This window comes from Flavobacterium gelidilacus DSM 15343 (assembly GCF_000422685.1).
Lineage (GTDB): Bacteria > Bacteroidota > Bacteroidia > Flavobacteriales > Flavobacteriaceae > Flavobacterium > Flavobacterium gelidilacus.
Genome location: NZ_AUGN01000001.1, coordinates 411,126 through 431,078 on the forward strand (window position 1 = coordinate 411,126; position 19,953 = coordinate 431,078).

Below are 19,953 nucleotides of genomic sequence, written 5' to 3' on the forward strand. Positions count from 1 at the left end.
AAATTTGTATTCTGTGTTTCTATTGAGTTTCTTATGTAGTTAAAAACAGCAGAAGTGATTTTTGTAAATTATTGATACCCAATGGAAACTCATCTCTACCAAAAGGTTTGCAAAAGTAATAATTTTTTATAATATAACAATGAGTTTGTTGAGAAATTTAATGGATACTATTATTGAAATTGTTTTATATTTACTAAAAATATAACTTAGCATATATTCAAGTTAAATATGATGACTGCAAAACAAAAACTACTTTCATTCTTTCTAATCTTTACAAGTGTTTATACTTATTCTCAAAACGAATATTTAGATTACATGGTTACCAAAAATAATGACACAATATACGGAACAATAAGGATTGGCTATAATGATTTTGTACTATTTGAAAAAAAAGCAAAATATAAAAAAGGAGGTTTAAAATCAATTAGTCACAAATTAAAAAGAAGTAAATCCTTAAGATATAATGACAAAATATATACTTATCAGAAAAGAGATAATAGTGATGGAATATATGATTCGACTTCGAAAGATGTCAAAAAACAAGAAAATATAATTGAAACTGAATTTACAAAAGATTATATTTCAAGCGAAGAAAAGTTGAGTGATTATGTTATTACAATTGAATCAGACACGATTTATGGATTAATTAATCAACCATTAATTGGTAAGCCTTATCTGTTATCTAAAAACGACTCTAAAATCAAGATTGAAAAAGATGAAATAATAGAATATCGTTTTAATAACACTATTTATAATTATATAAAAATTCCTAACAAAATACTTTTTGTTGATGAGAATGATTATCTTAGACTCGTAACTAGTGGAGAAATCAAAATTTATAAACTAATAACAAAAAGTGATTCAAATAACTTTCCATTAGATCCTCTTAACTACTTTGTAATTAAAGATGATGAAATGTTTCATATTCATTCATTAAATTACAAAAAAAAATTGAGTGAAATTCTAATAGAAAATCAAGAGTTAGTTGATAAAATTAATGATAATGGATATACTTTAGAAAACATGTATTTAATTGGAAAGTATTATAACAAACAATTAAGTCAACTTAAACCCTTTCCTCAACCAACTTCAAAACCAAATTAAATTGTTCTTCTTTGGTTAAAGTAGAATTATCAATTTCAATAGCATCATCCGCTTTTATTAAAGGAGAATCTTCTCTATGTGTATCAATATAATCGCGTTCTTGTACATTTTGTAGGACTTCTTCGTAAGTAACGTTTTGACCTTTTTCAATTAGTTCGTCAAAACGTCTTTCGGCACGCGTTTGTGCACTAGAATTCATAAAAATCTTCAATTCAGCATCAGGAAAAACTACGGTTCCAATATCTCTTCCGTCCATTACAATGGCTTTGTTTTTTCCCATTTCTTGCTGAGAAGCCACTAATTTTGTTCGCACTTCTGAAACTTCTGCCACTTGACTTACACAACGTGAAACATCAAGTGTTCTAATTTCATTTTCAACGTTTGTTCCGTTTACAAACATCTCTGCAAAACCTAGCGTTTCGTTAAAATGAAATTCTAACTTTATATTCGGCAAATCCTTAACAAGTGCTTCTTTATTTAAATGATTCTCTGAAACATAATCCTTTTGCATGGCATAAAAAGTCACGGCACGATACATAGCACCAGTGTCTACATAAACATAACCTAAATGTTTAGCTAATTGTTTAGCCAAAGTGCTTTTTCCTGTTGACGAAAATCCGTCTATTGCAATTGTAATTTTTTTCAAACTTCTAAATATATTTTATTGTAAATTAATCATCATTCCAAATAAACTAGTATTTGCGGCTACAGTATATCTTGAATACGAATAATCGAATCGAACTTTTCCAAATCGAATTCCAAAACCAGCTGAAATTCCAGAAAAATTTCGTTGGTCTACTATTCGTAATTCCTCTGCTCTTCTAAAATTATATCCCAAACGAATACTGAATCCTTTATCTGGAAACAACTCTGCTCCCATTATCATGTGACGCATTGCATTGTTTAAAAACGAAACTTTTTCTTCTTGCACTGAACCATCAAGGGAACCTTCTGCTCTATTTGGATTCGAAAATGCAATTTGCCATTGTTGTAGATTTTCCATCGTAAAATGCCAACGAATCGGTACATTTTCCATCAATTGTGAAACTCCAAAATCTATGGCTAAAGGTAATTTTTCGTTTGTATCTGCAAAGGGCTTAATTTGAACTCCCACATTTCTAATGGCTAAACCATAATTAATATCGTTAGGTTCATCAATGTATAAAATTCCGAAATCAGCTGCAACACCAAATGAACTATAGGTTTCTAAACTTGATGAAATCATTTTTGCATTAGCGCCAACATAAAAATCGGTCCAAGGAATATTTTGTGCATAACCAAACGATAAAGCTATTTCACTTCCAGTGAATTCTCCTGTTATGTTACCTAGCTCGTCTCTTCCTTCAAAATTTCCGTAGTTGATATAATTTACACCTGCATGAAACGTTTGTACATGTCTATCATACGTATAAGCATATGCAGCTGTTCCATAAGTTACTTCACCAAAATAGTTTCCATAATTGGCAGATAATTGATTATCCATTTGTGGATTAATAGTTGCAGGATTATAAAAGGCTTGATTCACATCATAATCAACCACTGTTACTGTTTTTCCACCTAAAGCAGCTTGTCTTGGAGACTGTGCTAAATTTAAAAATTGGTATACATATTTACCACCTATTTGACCAAATGAAATGGTCGAAAGGAAAATGAAACATATAATAAGGCAATTCTTTAACATAGCAAATGTTGTGTCAACGTTTATAACGCGGATGCGAAGATAAAATTATATAAATCAATATACAAAATTGTTTTAGGCTTGAATGCAATTTGAAATTTTATATATTTACTTTTTTAATAAGAGAATTTATTTAAATGAAATACGAAATACCATTTGACGCAGAAATATACAAAGAACAAATGACATTGAATTTCAATATCACTTGGCTCAAAAACGTAAAGAAAAATCAAAAAAACTTCTATTGGGGAATTGCCTATATTATTTTAGGACTTTTTATTATTTATCTTAAAAATAATTTAGGATATCTATTTATAGCTATTGCAATTCATGTTTTGATTAATTGTAATACGTATTATAATCATTATAAGAAAAATAAAAAAAGATATTTTGATGAAGTTACTACAGATATAGAAAAACAAGCAAATAAAGTAAGTAAATGGGAACTTAATGAAGACCATTTATTTTTTAAACAATATAATTATGAAACAACTATAAATTGGGAAGTTTTTAAAAGTTATAGTGTAATTAATAAAAATCTATTTGTTAATTTAAGTAAAGATAGAGGATTATCATATGTATTAGGTGAAAAAGAAGTTGGAACTAATGAGTTTAAAAAAATAATTGATTTTATTGACACTAAAATTAAAAACGTAAAAATAGTTGAGTTGTAAAAAAAAAATCCCAAGTCTAAACTTGGGATTTTCTATATATAAAACTTTATTTTCTACTTAAGAAAGCGCTTTTTTAACTTGATCAGCAGCTTCTTGGAATTGTACAGCAGATAAAATTGGCATTCCAGAATTGTCGATTAATTCTTTTGCAATTTCAGCATTTGTACCTTGTAATCTTACAATGATTGGCACTTTAATAGCGTCACCCATGTTTTTGTAAGCATCAACAACTCCTTGTGCAACTCTATCACAACGAACAATTCCACCAAAAATATTGATTAAAATTGCTTTTACGTTTTCATCTCTTAATATAAGTCTGAAAGCTGCTTCAACACGTTTAGCATCAGCTGTTCCACCAACATCTAAAAAGTTTGCTGGTTCAAAACCTGCATATTTAATTAAATCCATAGTAGCCATTGCTAATCCAGCTCCGTTTACCATACACCCAACTGTTCCGTCAAGATCAACATAGTTTAATCCAACTTCTTTTGCTTCAACTTCAATTGCATTTTCTTCTCTAACATCGCGCATTGCTTCGATGTTCTTTTGTCTGTATAATGCGTTATCGTCAATATTAACTTTAGCATCAACAGCCATTATTTTATCATCTGAAGTTTTTAATACTGGATTGATTTCAAACATAGAAGCATCAGAACCAATGTAAGCATTGTATAATGAAGCTACGAATTTTGTCATTTCTTTGAATGCATTTCCACTCAATCCTAAATTAAAAGCAATTCTTCTTGTTTGAAAAGCTTGTAAACCTACAGCAGGATCAATTTCTTCTGTAAAAATTAAATGAGGTGTGTGTTCTGCAACTTCTTCAATATCCATTCCACCTTCAGTCGAATACATAATCATATTTCTTCCAGTTCCTCTGTTTAAAAGTACTGACATATAAAATTCAGAAGTTTCAGATTCACCAGGATAATAAACATCTTCAGCAACTAAAACCATATGTACTCTTTTACCAGCAGCAGATGTTTGAGGTGTAACTAAATCCATTCCAATGATTTGTCCTGCAATTTCAGCAACTTGATCAAGGTTTTTTGCTAATTTAACTCCACCACCTTTTCCTCTTCCACCAGCGTGAACTTGAGCTTTAATTACGTGCCATCCTGTTCCAGTTTCTTCAGTCAAAATTTTTGCTTTAGCAACTGCTTCTTCAGCATTGTTAGCTACATAACCTCTTTGGATGCGTACACCATAACTTGCTAATATTTCTTTACCTTGGTATTCGTGTAAATTCATAATTTATATATCGATTATACTATTTTAAAAAAGTGATACAAAAATAGAAAACTATTCTGTAACTGACTAATGATTTAGTTTTTTTTTATTTAGCATATTTAATCCCTTTAATTATTTATACTTTATAATAATTAAAAGCTAATTTGTTATAAATAAAACAAATTGTTATATTATGTTAAAATTTATGATTTTTAAGGCAATTTGATTTTTTAACTATATTTTTGTGATCCTAAAAAAAGAAAATGAAAACACAAGATTTAGTTCAATTATCAGAAGATTTTGGAAGCCCACTTTATGTTTATGATGCAGAAAAAATTGAAGCACAATACAAACGATTAACGAAAGCATTTAATAAAGTAGAACGCTTTAGAGTACATTATGCTGTAAAAGCTTTATCAAATCTTTCTATACTTAAATACTTAAAGAGTTTAGGTTCATGTTTAGATACAGTTTCTATTCAAGAAGTTCAATTAGGTTTACATGCTGGTTTTGAACCTTCTCAAATTATTTATACTCCAAATGGAGTTTCGATGGAAGAAATTGAAAATGTTGCTGCTTTAGGCGTTCAGATTAATATTGACAATCTTTCTATCTTAGAACAATTTGGTACAAAACATCCTAAAACTCCAGTTTGTATTCGTATAAATCCACACGTTATGGCTGGTGGAAATGCAAATATTTCTGTGGGACATATTGATAGTAAATTCGGAATATCGATTCACCAATTGCCTCATTTGTTGCGAATTGTTGAAAACACGAAAATGCATATCAACGGAATTCACATGCATACTGGTTCTGACATTTTAGATGTTGGAGTATTTTTATATGCTGCTGAAATCTTGTTTGATACTGCTAAACATTTCAAAGAACTAGATTTTATAGATTTTGGAAGTGGATTTAAAGTACCTTACAAAAAAGATGATATTGAAACTGATGTAGAAGAATTCGGAAAAAAATTAACGAAAAGATTTTTAGCTTTTGAAAAAGAATATTGTCGTGAATTGACATTAGCATTCGAACCTGGAAAATTTTTGGTAAGTGAAGCTGGTTTCTTTTTAGCGAAAGTGAATGTTGTAAAACAAACTACTTCAACTGTTTTTGCTGGAATTGATTCAGGTTTCAATCACTTGATTCGTCCAATGTTATACGGTTCACAACATCATATTGAAAACATCTCTAATCCAAAAGGAAAAGAACGCTTCTACTCTATCGTTGGTTATATTTGTGAAACGGATACTTTTGCCAATAACCGAAGAATTTCAGAAATTACTGAAGGTGATATTTTATGTTTTAGAAATGCTGGTGCTTATTGTTTTTCAATGGCTTCTAACTATAATTCTAGAGTAAAACCTGCTGAAGTTTTATGGTTAAATGGAAAAGGTCATTTAATTAGACAAAGAGAAACGTTTGAAGATATTTTAAGAAACCAAGTTGAAGTTACTTTCTAAGCTAATTAATTATAAAATAAAAGCACGAATTAATACCATTTAATTCGTGCTTTTATTTATGCTTTTTTCTTTATTTTTTTATCAAAATCTCTTGTAACAACTCAGCTTTCGTTCCGTTTGGATAAGTTATTTTTAATAATTGTGATAAGGTTGGAGCAATTTGTGTTATTTCTTTTCTATCAAAAGATTCACCTTTTTTAATATGCCAACCGTAAAATAATAAAGGTACGTGAGTATCATAAGCATACGGACTTCCGTGTGTTGTTCCTGTTGAAGAATATTCTAAATAACCTGGTTTTTCAAGAATTACTAGTTCACCATTTTGTACAGGATCAAATCCGTTTGCTATTAACTTTAAGTAATAATCACTTCCAGATGAAGCTAAGATTTCATCTTCTGTATAAACTCTTTTTACAAATTTTTGAGTATGAAGATAATCTTTGAAAGTTTGTTTTACATCATTTAAATTCAAACCTTTAGCTTTAATAATATCTTTCTTAAAAAACACATTGGAATTCGAATAATCCAAAATTAAATCATCACCATAAGTTGTTTCAGAAAAAGCCTCTAAATCGTTGCGTAGTGTTTTAGAATTCGTATTTGTAACATCATATTTATTATCTTTTAAATACGTAACATTTTCAGCACCAGCGTGATCAGCCGTTAAGAATACCAAGTAATTACCTTTTCCGACTGTTTTATCTAAATAATTTAAGAAGTCAGCTATAGTTTCATCTAGACGTAAATATGTGTCTTGTAATTCGATAGAACGTGGTCCAAGAATGTGTCCGATATAATCTGTTGATGAGAAACTCACTGTTAAAAAATCTGTTATTTCGTCTTTACCTAAAGCTTCTTTTTCAATAGCTTTTTTAGCAAAATCAGCCAGTAAATTATTACCAAAAGGAGTTGCTCTTAAAACACCTGCATCATTATTTTCATACATGTCTTTTAAATTGTATGGAAAAAACGGTGTTTTCTTATATAATTTTCCTTCATAAGGATTATTATCTGTCAGACTTTCGTTGTAAGTTTCTTTTGGTTTTAATAATTCCCAACCTTTTTGAACATAAGTTTCATAATGTTTTTCATTATTGAAATCTGTTACCCAATTTGGTAAATTTTCACCATAAAAAGTACTTGAAATAAAAGAACCCGTTTTGCTGTACCAAAAAGCCCAATCCGCAAAATGTCCAGCTGGTAAAATTGCTCCTCTATCTTTTAAACTCATACCAATAACTTTTCCTTTGAAATTGGTTGCTAACTTTAATTCATCTGTAATTGTAGTGCTTTGTAAATTTTTTGGAGACATTTTTCCTTCACTTTCTACTCCATCACCAAGGGTTGAAACAGAATCATCATCAGTACAATACATGTCTTTCCCAGTAGCTTTGTTGAACCAATCGTTTCCTACAATTCCGTTTACTGAAGGAGTTGTTCCTGTGTAAATTGCTGCATGACCTGGAGCTGTATAAGTTGGCATGTAGTTATAATGTACGTTTTGAAAAGAATATCCGTCTTTTATTAAGCGCTTAAAACCATTTTCTGAAAAATCACTTGAAAAGCGATTTAAATATTCGTGTTTCATTTGATCTACAACGATTCCTACTACTAATTTAGGTTTGTCTTGAGCATTTGCAAGTATTGAAGTTAGAAGTGTAATTGCAATTATTAATTTTTTCATCAGTATTTTTATTGAATTACAAAAATAAGGAATAGATATGATTTGAATGTGATGAAAATCTTAAATTTATTACATCTAAATATAAATTCAGTTTAGAAGACAGAATTTTAAGAGCGCTAAATTACTTTTTATGCTTGAACTGATAATTATGCAGTTTCAAGTTGGAAGATATTTTTTTCTTTTTTGGAGAGAATTCTTTTCTTTCCTCAAGAACTTCAGTAATAGAAATTGTTTTATGACTTGTTTTCTTCTTAAAACTATCCGTACCTATATTATCAATATAATTACTTATAAACTGATTTAATACATTTAATTTATCTTTTTCTACCGAATATATTGAACTTTTACCTGAAAAAGTAATATTAATTAGGTTTGCTTTTTTAAGTTCAAGCAAATGGTTTGAAACGGTAGATTGTGCTAATGGTAAAATTTTAACGATATTCCCACAGGAGCAAGATTCTTCCATCATTAGAATATTCATTATTTGAATTCTTGCAGGATGACCTAAAGCTTTAAATACTTCCGCAATATTATTTATATCTTCCTTAAAATCAACACGTTTAGTTACTCCCATTTTGCCTAAGTTTTATATCAATCGCAATTTAACGATTATAAATTAAGAAAAACAAAAGTTATCAACAAAATTGGATTAAATGTTAATAAATTCAGATTAAACGCATAAAAAAACAATAAACATTACTTTAATCGTGATAAGTAGATATTAGATTGAATTATAATTGAAAACAATTACTTTTCTATTTCAATATTATATTCAATAATCATATCATCATAAGTAATGTAAAGTTGTTTTCTATTGTTTTGATTTTTTCTAGTATAAACTGATACAACACACTCAATACCGTTATTATCAATACAATTATAAGAAGAGATAATATCTGTTTCTGTTTTCTTTACTTCATTGTATTTGATTATATTAAAAAGTTGTATTTCTTCAGAATACACAACTACTCGATGACTTACTCCATCAATTTTAATAATCATTTCAGCTTTTGATGGTTTTGTCCATTCTGTCCATTTTCCTTTACTGTTCTTTTCTGTAACAGAAAAACTAGTTGTTTTAAATAAAAATTGTTGGCTATAAGATGATAAACCAATAAATAAAACGAATACTACTATTTTAAGCTTTTTGCTCATTTTTTTTAAAATTGAAATTGTTGTGTTTCTTTTTGGGCTTGTTGAAATTCATTCATCACATTATTGATAATGGTTTGAACGGGTAAAATATCATGAATTAAACCTGAAATTTGTCCAATTTCTAATTCACCTTCTATTAAATCACCTTCAAACATACCCCTTTTTGCTCTTCGTTTGCCTAATAAGGCTTCTAATTCTTCTTTTGATGGACCTTTTGCGTATAATTCTTGTACATCATTATAAAACTTATTCTTTACTAATCTAACTGGTGCTAATTCTTTTAAGGTCAATTGTGTATCACCTTCATTAGCATTTACAACTGTAGTTTTAAAATCTGCATGAGCACTTGATTCTATTGATGCAACAAAACGAGTCCCCATTTGAACTCCATCTGCACCTAAAATCATTGCTGCCATCATTCCTCTTCCAGTAGCAATTCCACCAGCTGCAATTAACGGAATATCAATTTTTTCTCTAACTATTGGTATTAAAGTTAAAGTTGTTGTTTCATCTCTACCATTGTGCCCTCCAGCTTCAAAACCTTCTGCAACTATAGCATCTACTCCAGCATCTTGTGCTTTCATGGCAAATTTAGCACTACTAACCACATGAACTACTTTTATGCCATTATCTTTTAGATGTTGTGTCCATGTTTTTGGGTTTCCTGCTGAAGTAAAAACGATTTTCACACCTTCTTCGATAATAATTTGGATAATTTCTTCAATATTTGGATAAAGCATTGGCACATTTACCCCAAAAGGTTTGTCTGTTGCTTTTTTGCATTTTTGAATGTGTTCTCTCAAAACATCTGGATACATTGAACCTGCTCCAATTAGTCCTAAACCACCAGCATTACTGACAGCACTTGCTAATTTGTATCCGCTATTCCAAATCATTCCTCCTTGAATTATTGGATATTTTATTTCAAAAAGGCTTGTAATTTTATTCATTAATCGTTGAGTTTATTCTATTGGTAAAAATTATTGTTTGATAATTTTACCTTTTAAATTTATATTTGGAGATGATATTTGGTAATAATATATTCCTGAATTTAAGTTCTCCACATCAAAATTCTGTATTTTTTGCGTAATACTTTCTTCTTTTACTAATTGACCTAAACTATTATATAACAATAGATTTCCGTTTTTAATTTCACTTGCTAAAGTAATTTGATTAACTGCAGGATTTGGATACAAAATCGGATTTTCTATGGTAAAATTCATTGAATTTAAAGCATTTGTCAAGGCTAACTGAAAATCTGGAACTCCATATCCTTTTTGAATTGTTGGATTAGCAAATAAATCCGCAGATTGTTTAATAAAATTAGTTACTTGAACATTTGTAAGTGAAGGAACTGCTGACCAAAAAGTAGCTACCATTCCGGCCATAACTGGACTTGAAAAAGATGTCCCGTTTGATGTAACTATATTTCCAGATGTATTACTAACAGTTGTTCCAAGACCTTTTGCACAAACATCAGGTTTTACTCTTCCATCAAATGATGGTCCAATTGAACTGAAACTTGCGATAGCTTCATTGCTATCAACAGCACCAATTGCTAGAGCATGAATAGCTTCTGCTGGAACTCCAACATGTGGTTCAGAACTATTTCCTGAATTTCCAGCACTAATAACAACCATAATACCTTTAGAGAAAGCCATATCTGCTCCTCTTGATGCAAAAGCTGTTGTTCCATTCATATCATTATAAGTATAACTATAGGCTGGATTATCGTATCCAAAATAACCTAAAGAACTGTTTATAACATCAACACCATAATAATCTGCTAATTCTGCTGCTTCAACCCAATAGGATTCTTCAACTGGATTTTCAGAATTTATATCTTCTGTAATAAATAAATAATATTGTGAATTTGGAGCAGTTCCGACTAATTGTCCATCAACAAATCCTCCCATGCAAGACAAAACAGAAGTTCCGTGATTATGACGTGAAAAATAGTTGGTATTTCTATCAGGGAAGTTATAACCTCCTAATATTTGGTTGTTTGTCATTAAATTCTGAAAAGGTAAAGCTAAATCAACTCCAATAAAACCTGAATCTAAAACTGCTATAATCTTTCCTTGTCCAGTATAATCTTGTTGGTGCAATAAATGTCCATTAAGCATTTGAATTTGATTATCAGAATTTCCATAATTGTATGTAACTAATTCTTCCAATTGTTTATTTACCTTGCTGTATAAGTTATCTTTTGGTTGAATTTGTCTGGTATTTAAAGCACCATTTGCAAAGTCAATTGAATTCACGAAAATTAAATTCGACAAGGCTTGAATATCTGATTGACTTCCTCTTACATGAATTGAATTCAGCCATTTTGATTTAGCCATAACTGTTATTCCAGAAATTGCTTCAATTTGGTCAATATATGGTTGATGCACAGGAGCGTCTGTTATATCTAAAGGAATGTTTTGAGCAGTTCTTCTATCTAATGCTCTTTGAGAAAGCATTGTTAATGGATTTGCTAAAAAGTTTGAAGCATTAGGTTTATTGGTAAAGTAAACCCAAGCATCTTGTTCTTGTGCAAAAGAATTATATGAAATAAATAAAACAATAAGAAGTAGTAACTTTTTCATTTTTCTATTTTACTTCAAATATATAAAATTCTTAAAGAAGCTTTTACTTAATTGTAAAATAAATGAAAATACAATATCCTACTAATAATAAAATTCCTTCTTTAAAACTTAGACTTCCTCTTTTTGGTAATAAAACTAAAGGTAATAATAACAAACTAAAACCAAGCATCCAATAAATATCTTGACTTAATATTCTTGGATCAATGTTTTGAATTGGTTTTATTATAGCTGTAATTCCTAAAACACTTAAAATATTAAATATGTTAGAACCAATAATATTTCCAATTGAAATATCATTTTCTTTTTTAATACTTGCAATAACCGAAGAAGCTAATTCAGGAATACTTGTCCCAATAGAAACAACTGTAACTGCTATAACTCGTTCACTTACACCTATAGTTTTTGCAAGATTTACAGCTCCTTCTACTAATAATTCAGAACCTGCCCAAAGTGCAAAACCTCCAATGGCTAGAAATCCGAAAATTTTGATATAAGGCATTGCTTCTTCTTTGATTTCAGAAATATCTACAATTACTTTTTTATTTTGTTTGACTAAATAAAGTAAAAATAGAATCAGTAAAACAATAAATGTAAAACCTTCACCTCTACTTAATTTTCCGTCCATAAGTAAGAAAACAAATAATAAAGTTGAAGCAATCATTTTTGTAGGCCAATCTGTTGAAAAAAAGCTTTTATCGATTTGAATGGCATTAATTAATAGTACAACTCCAAGAACTAAACCTATGTTTCCAATATTAGAACCTAAAACATTTCCAACCGCAATATCTGGATGACCATCTAAAGCTGCTTGCACGCTCACAATAAGTTCTGGTAAAGATGTTGCAAAGGAAACCACAGTCAAACCCACTATAATTTTTGAAATATTTAATCTATAAGATAATCCTACAGCAGATTTTAACAACCAATTTCCACCAACAACTAATAAAACTAACCCTGAAATTATATAAAGAAAATTCATGTACTATTTTATGAAATTACACCACTACCTAACAACTCTTCACCTTCATACCAAGCTACGAATTGTCCTTCTGTAATAGCCGATTGTGGGTTATCAAAAACAACATACATTCCTGATCCAAATTGGTACAAAGTTGCTTTATCTAAGGGTTGACGATAACGAATTCTTGCCATAACTTCTCTTTTTTCGTCAGGTTGTAATCGCAAGTCTTCTCTTATCCAATGAACTTCATCAGACTTAATGAATAAAGCATTTTTATATAAACCTGGATGATTTGAACCTTGACCTGTATAAATAATATTTTCTTTAACATCTGTCTGAATGATAAATAAAGGTTCTTTTGTTCCTCCAACATTCAATCCTTTTCGTTGTCCATTTGTGAAATAATGAGCTCCTTGATGTTTTCCTACCACTTTAGCTTTAGCATTTGAAAAATTTAATTTTCTCGCTTGATATTTAAAAGCATCTTCAATATTTACAAATTCTGTAGTGGCTAACTCAAATATATCATCTTCTGCATCAACTTCAACAATAACTCCTTCTTTTGGTTCTAATTTTTGTTGTAAAAATTCAGGTAAACGCACTTTTCCGATAAAACATAAACCTTGTGAGTCTTTTTTATCAGCCGTTACTAAATCCATTTGGGTAGCAATTTCTCTTACTTGCGGTTTTGTCAATTCACCTATTGGAAATAAAGCTTTAGATAATTGTTCTTGTGATAATTGACATAAGAAATAAGATTGATCTTTGTTATCGTCTTTTCCAGCTAACAATTGAAAAACTTCCTTTCCGTCATTTTCAATGCTTGATTTTCTACAATAGTGACCTGTTGCCACATAGTCTGCACCAAGTGACAAAGCAATTTTCATAAAAACATCGAATTTAATCTCTCTATTACAAAGCACATCTGGATTTGGAGTTCGACCTTGTTCATATTCATTGAACATGTAATCCACAATTTTTTCTTTGTATTCTTCAGATAAATCTACTGTTTGAAATGGAATTCCTAATTTTTCAGCCACTAAAAGTGCATCATTACTATCTTCTAACCAAGGGCATTCATTTGATATTGTAACCGTATCGTCATGCCAATTTTTCATAAAAAGACCAATAACATCATAACCTTGTTCTTTTAATAAATAAGCTGCAACACTAGAGTCTACACCACCTGAAAGTCCTACTACGACTCTTTTCATTCTATTATTTCTTATCTTTTTTAGTACTTTTTAGTTCTTTAACTTCTCTATTTTTCATTTCTCCAGGAACTTTTTCTCCTTTTGGATTCATAGTGTATTCAAAATTTTTTGACGTATATTTTCTTGCCGTTTCTTCTTTAACAACTTTCCCTTTTTCGTAAGTTTTCCAAACTCCAGATTTTAATCCTTCTTTATATTGACCTTGAATTGAAATATTTCCTAAACCATCATAAAATGTTGCATCACCATGAAGTTCGTCATTTTTATAATTTAAATCTTCTAGTATTTTTTCATTTACACCATATTTTTTATAGTTTCCATTTCGTTTTCCATCACTAAAATTCAATATTTCAGCTACAGCACCGTCATCATAAAAGATTTTTTTAATCCCATTAAGCTTTCCTTTTTTATAATTTTCGCTAGTCATTACAATTTTAGATTCTTTATGGTATATCTTCCATTCCCCTTCATATTCTTTATTTATTAGTAAACCTTCGCTAACAATATTATCTTTTCTGTCGAACATAGTAACATAACATGAACCATTTCCTTTAGAAAAATCTCTTTTAGCAATTACTTTTCCTGCTTTAGTATCATCAAAATATTTAAAAACACCCTTTTCTTTGCCATGTTCAAAAACACCTTCATATCTTGGACGCTTAGATTCTTCATAGGTTCCTTTCCATAAACCATGACGTTCTCCTTTAGCATCTAATTGATTTATAGTTTCTTGAGAAAACGACAAACCTGAAATTAAAAATAAAAGAATTGTCACTATTTTTTTTGTTATTAACATATGTTTTATGTTTTTTTAATATTTATTGAATTAATAATCAAATGATTAAACAAATTGTAAAAAAAGTTAATTAATACATGATTTTTTCAAAATCATTTTCTTTTGTGTCTAACTTTTATTAGTTTTGGTTAAACAAAAAATATAATTACTATGAAAAACATTGCAAAATTAATCAAATTAACTTTAATCATCACTATAAGTGTGATGATGTTTTCGTGCTCTAATGATGATGATAATCCTGCTGTTGTTACTCCGGTAGACAACTCAATTGCTGGTATTGCATCACGTACACCTGAATTTTCTTCTTTAGTTGCTGCTTTGGTAAAAGCTGATTTGGTACAAACATTGAGCCAAGATGGTTCATTAACTGTATTTGCTCCAGATAACGGTGCATTTGCGACGTTTTTATCTGATAATGGTTATGCAAATTTAGATGCTGTTCCTACACCTGCATTGAAAGAACTTTTATTAAACCATGTTGTTGCAGGTACAAATCTTTCAACAGGCCTATCTACTGGTTATGTAAAAACTCTAGGTAAAGGAGCTGCTTCAACTACAAACACATTAAGTATGTATATCAATACGTCAAATGGTGTTAGTCTTAATGGAGTATCTAACGTAACTCAAGCTGATATTATTGCAACAAATGGAGTAATTCACAAAGTAAGTGCGGTAATTGGTTTACCAACTGTTGTAACTCATGCCGCTGCAAATTCTAATTTTACAACTTTAGTAAGTCTATTAGACGCACAAGGTTTAGTACCTACTTTATCAGGAACTACTAGTTCACCATTTACCGTTTTTGCTCCATTAAATTCCGCTTTTACACAACCGGTATTAGATTTATACGGAACTTTAACATCAGCTCAAAAAACTGCATTATTAACTTACCATGTTGTTGGTGGAGCTAACGTGTTGTCTACTGGGATTCCTACAACACCTATTACTACACTTCAAGGTGATACTTTTTCAATTGCTGGAACTGTAATTACTGATGCAATTAATGCTCAAACAAACATTGTTCTAACAGATGTACAATGTTCTAATGGAATTATTCATGCTATTGATGGTGTAATACGTCCGTTTTAATTAAGTAAAAATGCTATGAAAAAAAAGTCATTCATTAATTTGAATGGCTTTTTTTATTCTTCATATATGAAAAGACTAATATCATTTAATTAGACTTTTTTACGTCATTTAATTTTTTGAATAATAAAATATATTTTTCTCAAAATTTTTTTTTAAACTAATACATCTTTTTAAACTAATAGTAATTATTACAATTATGTGAAAGCACTTGAAATTATTTTAAAGTAATTCAGCCAATAGAAACTTAAAAGTATATCAATAGAAAATCAATTATCTAGTTTAATAAACTAACTCATGTTCTAGCTTTATCAATGTAAATTTTATTTAGTTCATTGATTTAACCAATAAATAAAATCCCTGCCAAAAAAGCAGGGATTTTATTTTTTAATATGTATGTTTTATTTATTTTTTCTTTTGAGCTTTAGCTTCTTCTGCTTGTTCCATCATTTCTCTCATTTTTTTCTGGAATTTGCTTTCTTTCTTTTCTTTAGTTTTATTAACTTGAATTTTAGCGTGAATTTTTTCGTCATTCACAATGTATTTCTTAATAACTAACATAATTCCGATTGTAATTAAATTTGAAATAAAGTAATATAAACTCAATCCAGAAGCGTAATTATTGAAGAAAACCAACATCATTACAGGAGAAATATAAATCATGATTTTCATGATTTTCCCCATATCTGGCATTCCTTCTTGTGTTGGAGCACTCATTTGTTGGTCACCAGTAGTCATTCTCATATAAAAGAAAATAGCAACAGAAGCCAAAATTGGAAATAAACTCACGTGATCTCCATAAAAAGGAATTCTAAATGGTAATTGATAAATTGCATCATAAGATGATAAATCGTCTGCCCAAAGGAAGCTTTTTTGTCTCAAATCGAACATAGAAGGAAAGAACTGAAACAAGGCATAAAATACCGGAATTTGCATAACCGCTGGCAAACAACCTGCCATTGGATTTACTCCAGCTTTAGAATACAACTTCATTGTTTCTTGTTGTTTCTTCATTGCATTGTCCTTGTATTTAGCGTTTAATTCGTTAATTTCTGGACGCAATACTTTCATTTTTGCTTGTGACAAATATGATTTATATGTAATTGGAGACATTACCAATCTTACTAAAATCGTAAAAATGATAATTGATAATCCGTAACCTAATCCAATAGAAGAAATAAATCCAAATACTGGAATAAATACCCAACGGTTAATCCATCCGAAAATACCCCAACCTAATGGCATAATTTCGTCTAGATTTTTTTCATAACTAGTTAAAGTTTCATATTTAGCTGGACCGTAATACCAGTTCATAGCATAATTAAGTTCACCATTTTTAAAATCTAAAGGTACTTTTGCTACAAAGTTTTTTGTATAAAGGGTGTCAATTTCTTCATCGTGAACTAAATTTTGAGATTTTAATTCAGCCGTTTTAAAAGGTGTATCTGTTAATAAAATTGATGTAAAGAAATGTTGCTTGAAAGCAATATAACTTACATCTTTTACAATATCATCATCGTCTTTTGCTGCACTTAAGTAATCGTCTTTTCCTTCTTCATATTCATAAACCATTTCTGTGTAACGATTTTCATATGAAATACTTTTTTCGTTTCTAAAGGCTTTTAATTGCCATTCTAAATCTAATGATTTTGAAGTATTTATTACATCTGTTAAACCTTGCGTTTTGATTCCAAAATCTAACATATATTCTTTTGGTTTCAATACATAACGATATTCTAAAAACTTGTTTTCACCTGCTTTTAAACGCATTGTTAAGACTTGATTATCTCCATCTTTTGTTAAAGTTGGTTCAAAAAACATGTCTTTTGTATTTAAAACACGATTGTCTTTTGTATTTAGAGTAATGTTTAGATTAGCGTTATTTTCTTTGATAATTTGAACTTGTGTTTTAGAATTTCTTTCAAATTGTTCAATTCCTTTAACGGTTGCATTAACAATATAACCTCCTTTATTTGATATTTCTAATTTTAAAACATCATTTTCAATAGTTGTTATATTCTTTTTTGCTGATGGAAGAGTTGAAGAATACGCAAACGAACCTAATTGATCTTTAGCTTGTTCGTTTTGAAGTGAATCATTAGAAACAACTGTTGTAACTTCTGGAGTTAGTTCTGTTTTTACTGATTCTTTTTGTTTATCAACTTGTTCTTGTTTAGCTTTTGTTTCTTGTTCTTCTTTTGTAGGCGCGTTAGTGTATAACATCCACATTAAAATCCCTGAAATTAATACAAATCCAATAATTGAATTTAGATCTAATTTTTTTTCTTCCATTTTTAGTATTTATTCCTTTAGAGTTTAACCCAAAGGCAATTAATTTATTATAATTAAACTTTATAACTCTTAAGCCTATTTGTTTTATTTTTAACTACAGCTTTTACAAAACTCACAAATAAAGGATGAGGATTTACAACTGTACTTTTATATTCTGGATGATATTGAACTCCGATGAAAAATGGATGATCTTTTATTTCTACAATCTCTACCAAATTTGTATCAGGATTAACACCAGATGCAATTAAACCTGCATTTTGCAATTCATCTAAATACTTTGCGTTAAATTCGTATCTATGACGGTGACGTTCTGAAATTTCAGACGTTCCATAAACTTGATGTGCTAGTGTTCCTTCTTTGATTGCACATTTCCAAGCTCCCAAACGCATAGTTCCTCCTTTGTTCACAATGTTTTTTTGTTCCTCCATTAAATTAATGACAGGATACTTAGTCGTTTCATTCATTTCAGTTGAGTTTGCGTCTTTGTAACCTAATACATTTCTAGCGAACTCAATAACAGCCATTTGCATTCCTAAACAAATTCCTAAAAACGGGATTTTATTTTCTCTCGCATAGCGAACAGTATCTATTTTTCCTTCTATACCACGATTACCAAATCCAGGAGCAACTAATATGCCATCTAAATCTTTTAATTGCTTTTCTGCCGTTTTGGCATTTAAAAACTCAGAATGAACAGAAATGACATTTACTTTTGTTTCATTTGTAGCACCAGCATGAATGAAAGCTTCAAGAATTGATTTATATGAATCTTGTAATTCAACATATTTACCCACTAAACCAATATTGATTTCATGTTTTGGGTTTTTATGTTTTTGAAGAAACTCATTCCAATGTTTTAAATCTGGTGTGTTTTTTTCAGGTAAACCTAATTTCTTCAGTGTAACAGTATCTAATCCTTCTTCTAACATTAAATTTGGCACATCATAAATTGTTGATGCATCAATAGATTGAATTACAGCTTCTTTCTTAACATTACAAAATAAAGCTAATTTTTGACGTAATTCATCTGATAACTCGTGTTCCGTTCTACAAACTAAAATATCTGCTTTAATTCCGCTTTCCATTAATGTTTTAACAGAATGTTGCGTTGGTTTTGTTTTTAATTCACCAGCAGCAGCCAAATACGGCACTAAAGTTAAATGAATACAAATTGCATTTTCATCTCCTAATTCCCATAATAATTGACGAACTGATTCTATGTAAGGCAATGATTCAATATCACCGACTGTTCCTCCAATTTCTGTAATAACTATATCGTAATCACCTGTGTTACCAAGTAATTGCATACGTTCTTTAATTTCATTTGTAATGTGAGGAACAACTTGAACCGTTTTTCCTAAAAATTCACCTCTACGTTCTTTCTCAATAACTGAAAGATAAACTCTACCAGTTGTAACGTTATTCGCTTGTGAAGTTGGAACATTTAAAAAACGTTCGTAGTGACCCAAATCCAAATCTGTTTCAGCACCATCGTCTGTTACATAACATTCTCCGTGCTCGTAAGGATTTAAAGTTCCTGGGTCAACATTTATGTAAGGATCGAACTTTTGTATAGTTGCCCTATAACCTCTTGCTTGTAATAATTTTGCTAATGACGCTGCAATGATTCCTTTCCCTAAAGAAGAAGTCACACCACCAGTAACAAATATATATTTTGTTTGATTCATTGTGTAGTTGTTGTTTGTTGTGTTGTTGTTTAAAACGTGCAAAAATACGATTTATAATTGATAATTTACAATTGAAAATTAGCAATTATTTTAATTTGTTTAATTCGGTTTGTGGAAATTTCTTCGAATATTTCTAATTAGTTCTTCCAAACCATTTAGTTTAAGTTCATAAACTAGTTTAAGTTGTTCTCCTAGTTGACCTTTTGGAAAACCTTTGTTATGATACCAAACCACATAATACTCAGGTAAATCGATTAAATATTTACCTTCATATTTACCAAATGGCATTTTGGCATGAGCGAGTTTAACTAATTGTTCTTGATTTGTCAAA

The 19,953-nt window shown here is 29.7% G+C and carries 18 protein-coding genes; 4 read left to right on the forward strand and 14 right to left on the reverse strand.

Annotated features, from left to right (window positions below; translation table 11 throughout):
- The first annotated feature begins 228 nt into the window (after window positions 1-228).
- A complete protein-coding gene (locus G507_RS0101895; protein WP_157496460.1) occupies window positions 229-1,104 on the forward strand; it encodes a hypothetical protein in 876 nt (291 codons plus the stop codon).
- On the opposite strand, the gene cmk is transcribed toward G507_RS0101895, so the two are convergent.
- Together cmk and porQ are read right to left on the reverse strand one after the other, a co-directional pair.
- On the reverse strand, window positions 1,067-1,750 hold the full coding sequence (gene cmk / locus G507_RS0101900; protein ID WP_026715897.1) for a (d)CMP kinase: 684 nt from the start codon (window positions 1,748-1,750) through the stop codon (window positions 1,067-1,069). The genes G507_RS0101895 and cmk overlap by 38 nt on opposite strands.
- A gap of 15 nt (window positions 1,751-1,765) precedes the next feature.
- Window positions 1,766-2,785: a type IX secretion system protein PorQ gene (gene porQ / locus G507_RS0101905; RefSeq protein ID WP_026715898.1), complete on the reverse strand. Its 1,020-nt coding sequence runs from the start codon at window positions 2,783-2,785 to the stop codon at window positions 1,766-1,768.
- A gap of 134 nt (window positions 2,786-2,919) precedes the next feature.
- Here porQ and G507_RS0101910 point away from each other — a divergent pair, with 134 nt between their 5' ends.
- Complete coding sequence (locus G507_RS0101910; RefSeq protein WP_026715899.1) at window positions 2,920-3,456, forward strand: hypothetical protein; 537 nt, start codon at window positions 2,920-2,922, stop codon at window positions 3,454-3,456.
- A gap of 57 nt (window positions 3,457-3,513) precedes the next feature.
- On the opposite strand, the gene sucC is transcribed toward G507_RS0101910, so the two are convergent.
- Window positions 3,514-4,707, reverse strand: a complete 1,194-nt coding sequence (gene sucC / locus G507_RS0101915) for an ADP-forming succinate--CoA ligase subunit beta (RefSeq protein WP_026715900.1) — start codon at window positions 4,705-4,707, stop codon at window positions 3,514-3,516.
- Window positions 4,708-4,949: 242 nt separating this feature from the next.
- Between sucC and lysA the strand changes: the two genes are divergently transcribed.
- Entirely contained in the window at window positions 4,950-6,155 is a 1,206-nt protein-coding gene (gene lysA / locus G507_RS0101920; RefSeq protein ID WP_026715901.1) for a diaminopimelate decarboxylase, read from the forward strand.
- Window positions 6,156-6,225: 70 nt separating this feature from the next.
- On the opposite strand, the gene pafA is transcribed toward lysA, so the two are convergent.
- The 8 genes from pafA to G507_RS16250 form a co-directional block, all read right to left on the reverse strand.
- Entirely contained in the window at window positions 6,226-7,839 is a 1,614-nt protein-coding gene (gene pafA / locus G507_RS0101925; RefSeq protein ID WP_026715902.1) for an alkaline phosphatase PafA, read from the reverse strand.
- Between the two features lie 121 nt (window positions 7,840-7,960).
- Window positions 7,961-8,413, reverse strand: coding sequence for an ArsR/SmtB family transcription factor (locus G507_RS16245; protein ID WP_051191447.1), 453 nt, complete (start codon window positions 8,411-8,413; stop codon window positions 7,961-7,963).
- Between the two features lie 173 nt (window positions 8,414-8,586).
- On the reverse strand, window positions 8,587-8,994 hold the full coding sequence (locus tag G507_RS0101935; RefSeq protein WP_026715903.1) for a hypothetical protein: 408 nt from the start codon (window positions 8,992-8,994) through the stop codon (window positions 8,587-8,589).
- Window positions 8,995-8,999: 5 nt separating this feature from the next.
- Entirely contained in the window at window positions 9,000-9,944 is a 945-nt protein-coding gene (locus G507_RS0101940) for an NAD(P)H-dependent flavin oxidoreductase (protein ID WP_026715904.1), read from the reverse strand.
- 30 nt (window positions 9,945-9,974) lie between these two features.
- The gene (locus G507_RS0101945) at window positions 9,975-11,585 is read right to left on the reverse strand and encodes a S8 family serine peptidase (RefSeq protein ID WP_026715905.1); all 1,611 of its coding nucleotides are present in this window, start codon (window positions 11,583-11,585) and stop codon (window positions 9,975-9,977) included.
- A gap of 43 nt (window positions 11,586-11,628) precedes the next feature.
- Window positions 11,629-12,564: a calcium/sodium antiporter gene (locus G507_RS0101950; protein WP_026715906.1), complete on the reverse strand. Its 936-nt coding sequence runs from the start codon at window positions 12,562-12,564 to the stop codon at window positions 11,629-11,631.
- A gap of 8 nt (window positions 12,565-12,572) precedes the next feature.
- The gene (gene mnmA, locus G507_RS0101955; RefSeq protein ID WP_026715907.1) at window positions 12,573-13,760 is read right to left on the reverse strand and encodes a tRNA 2-thiouridine(34) synthase MnmA; all 1,188 of its coding nucleotides are present in this window, start codon (window positions 13,758-13,760) and stop codon (window positions 12,573-12,575) included.
- A 4-nt stretch (window positions 13,761-13,764) separates the two neighbouring features.
- Complete coding sequence (locus G507_RS16250; protein WP_211218967.1) at window positions 13,765-14,556, reverse strand: toxin-antitoxin system YwqK family antitoxin; 792 nt, start codon at window positions 14,554-14,556, stop codon at window positions 13,765-13,767.
- A gap of 150 nt (window positions 14,557-14,706) precedes the next feature.
- Here G507_RS16250 and G507_RS0101965 point away from each other — a divergent pair, with 150 nt between their 5' ends.
- Window positions 14,707-15,645 carry a fasciclin domain-containing protein gene (locus G507_RS0101965; RefSeq protein ID WP_026715908.1) on the forward strand — a complete coding sequence of 313 codons (939 nt, stop codon included), beginning with the start codon at window positions 14,707-14,709 and terminating at the stop codon, window positions 15,643-15,645.
- Between the two features lie 402 nt (window positions 15,646-16,047).
- Here G507_RS0101965 and yidC read toward each other — a convergent pair whose 3' ends face one another.
- From yidC to G507_RS0101980, 3 genes are all read right to left on the reverse strand, one after another.
- Window positions 16,048-17,934 carry a membrane protein insertase YidC gene (gene yidC / locus G507_RS0101970; RefSeq protein WP_026715909.1) on the reverse strand — a complete coding sequence of 629 codons (1,887 nt, stop codon included), beginning with the start codon at window positions 17,932-17,934 and terminating at the stop codon, window positions 16,048-16,050.
- A gap of 53 nt (window positions 17,935-17,987) precedes the next feature.
- Window positions 17,988-19,622: a CTP synthase gene (locus G507_RS0101975; RefSeq protein WP_026715910.1), complete on the reverse strand. Its 1,635-nt coding sequence runs from the start codon at window positions 19,620-19,622 to the stop codon at window positions 17,988-17,990.
- Between the two features lie 99 nt (window positions 19,623-19,721).
- Window positions 19,722-19,952, reverse strand: coding sequence for a DUF3820 family protein (locus G507_RS0101980; RefSeq protein ID WP_035665389.1), 231 nt, complete (start codon window positions 19,950-19,952; stop codon window positions 19,722-19,724).
- Window position 19,953 lies beyond the last annotated feature (1 nt).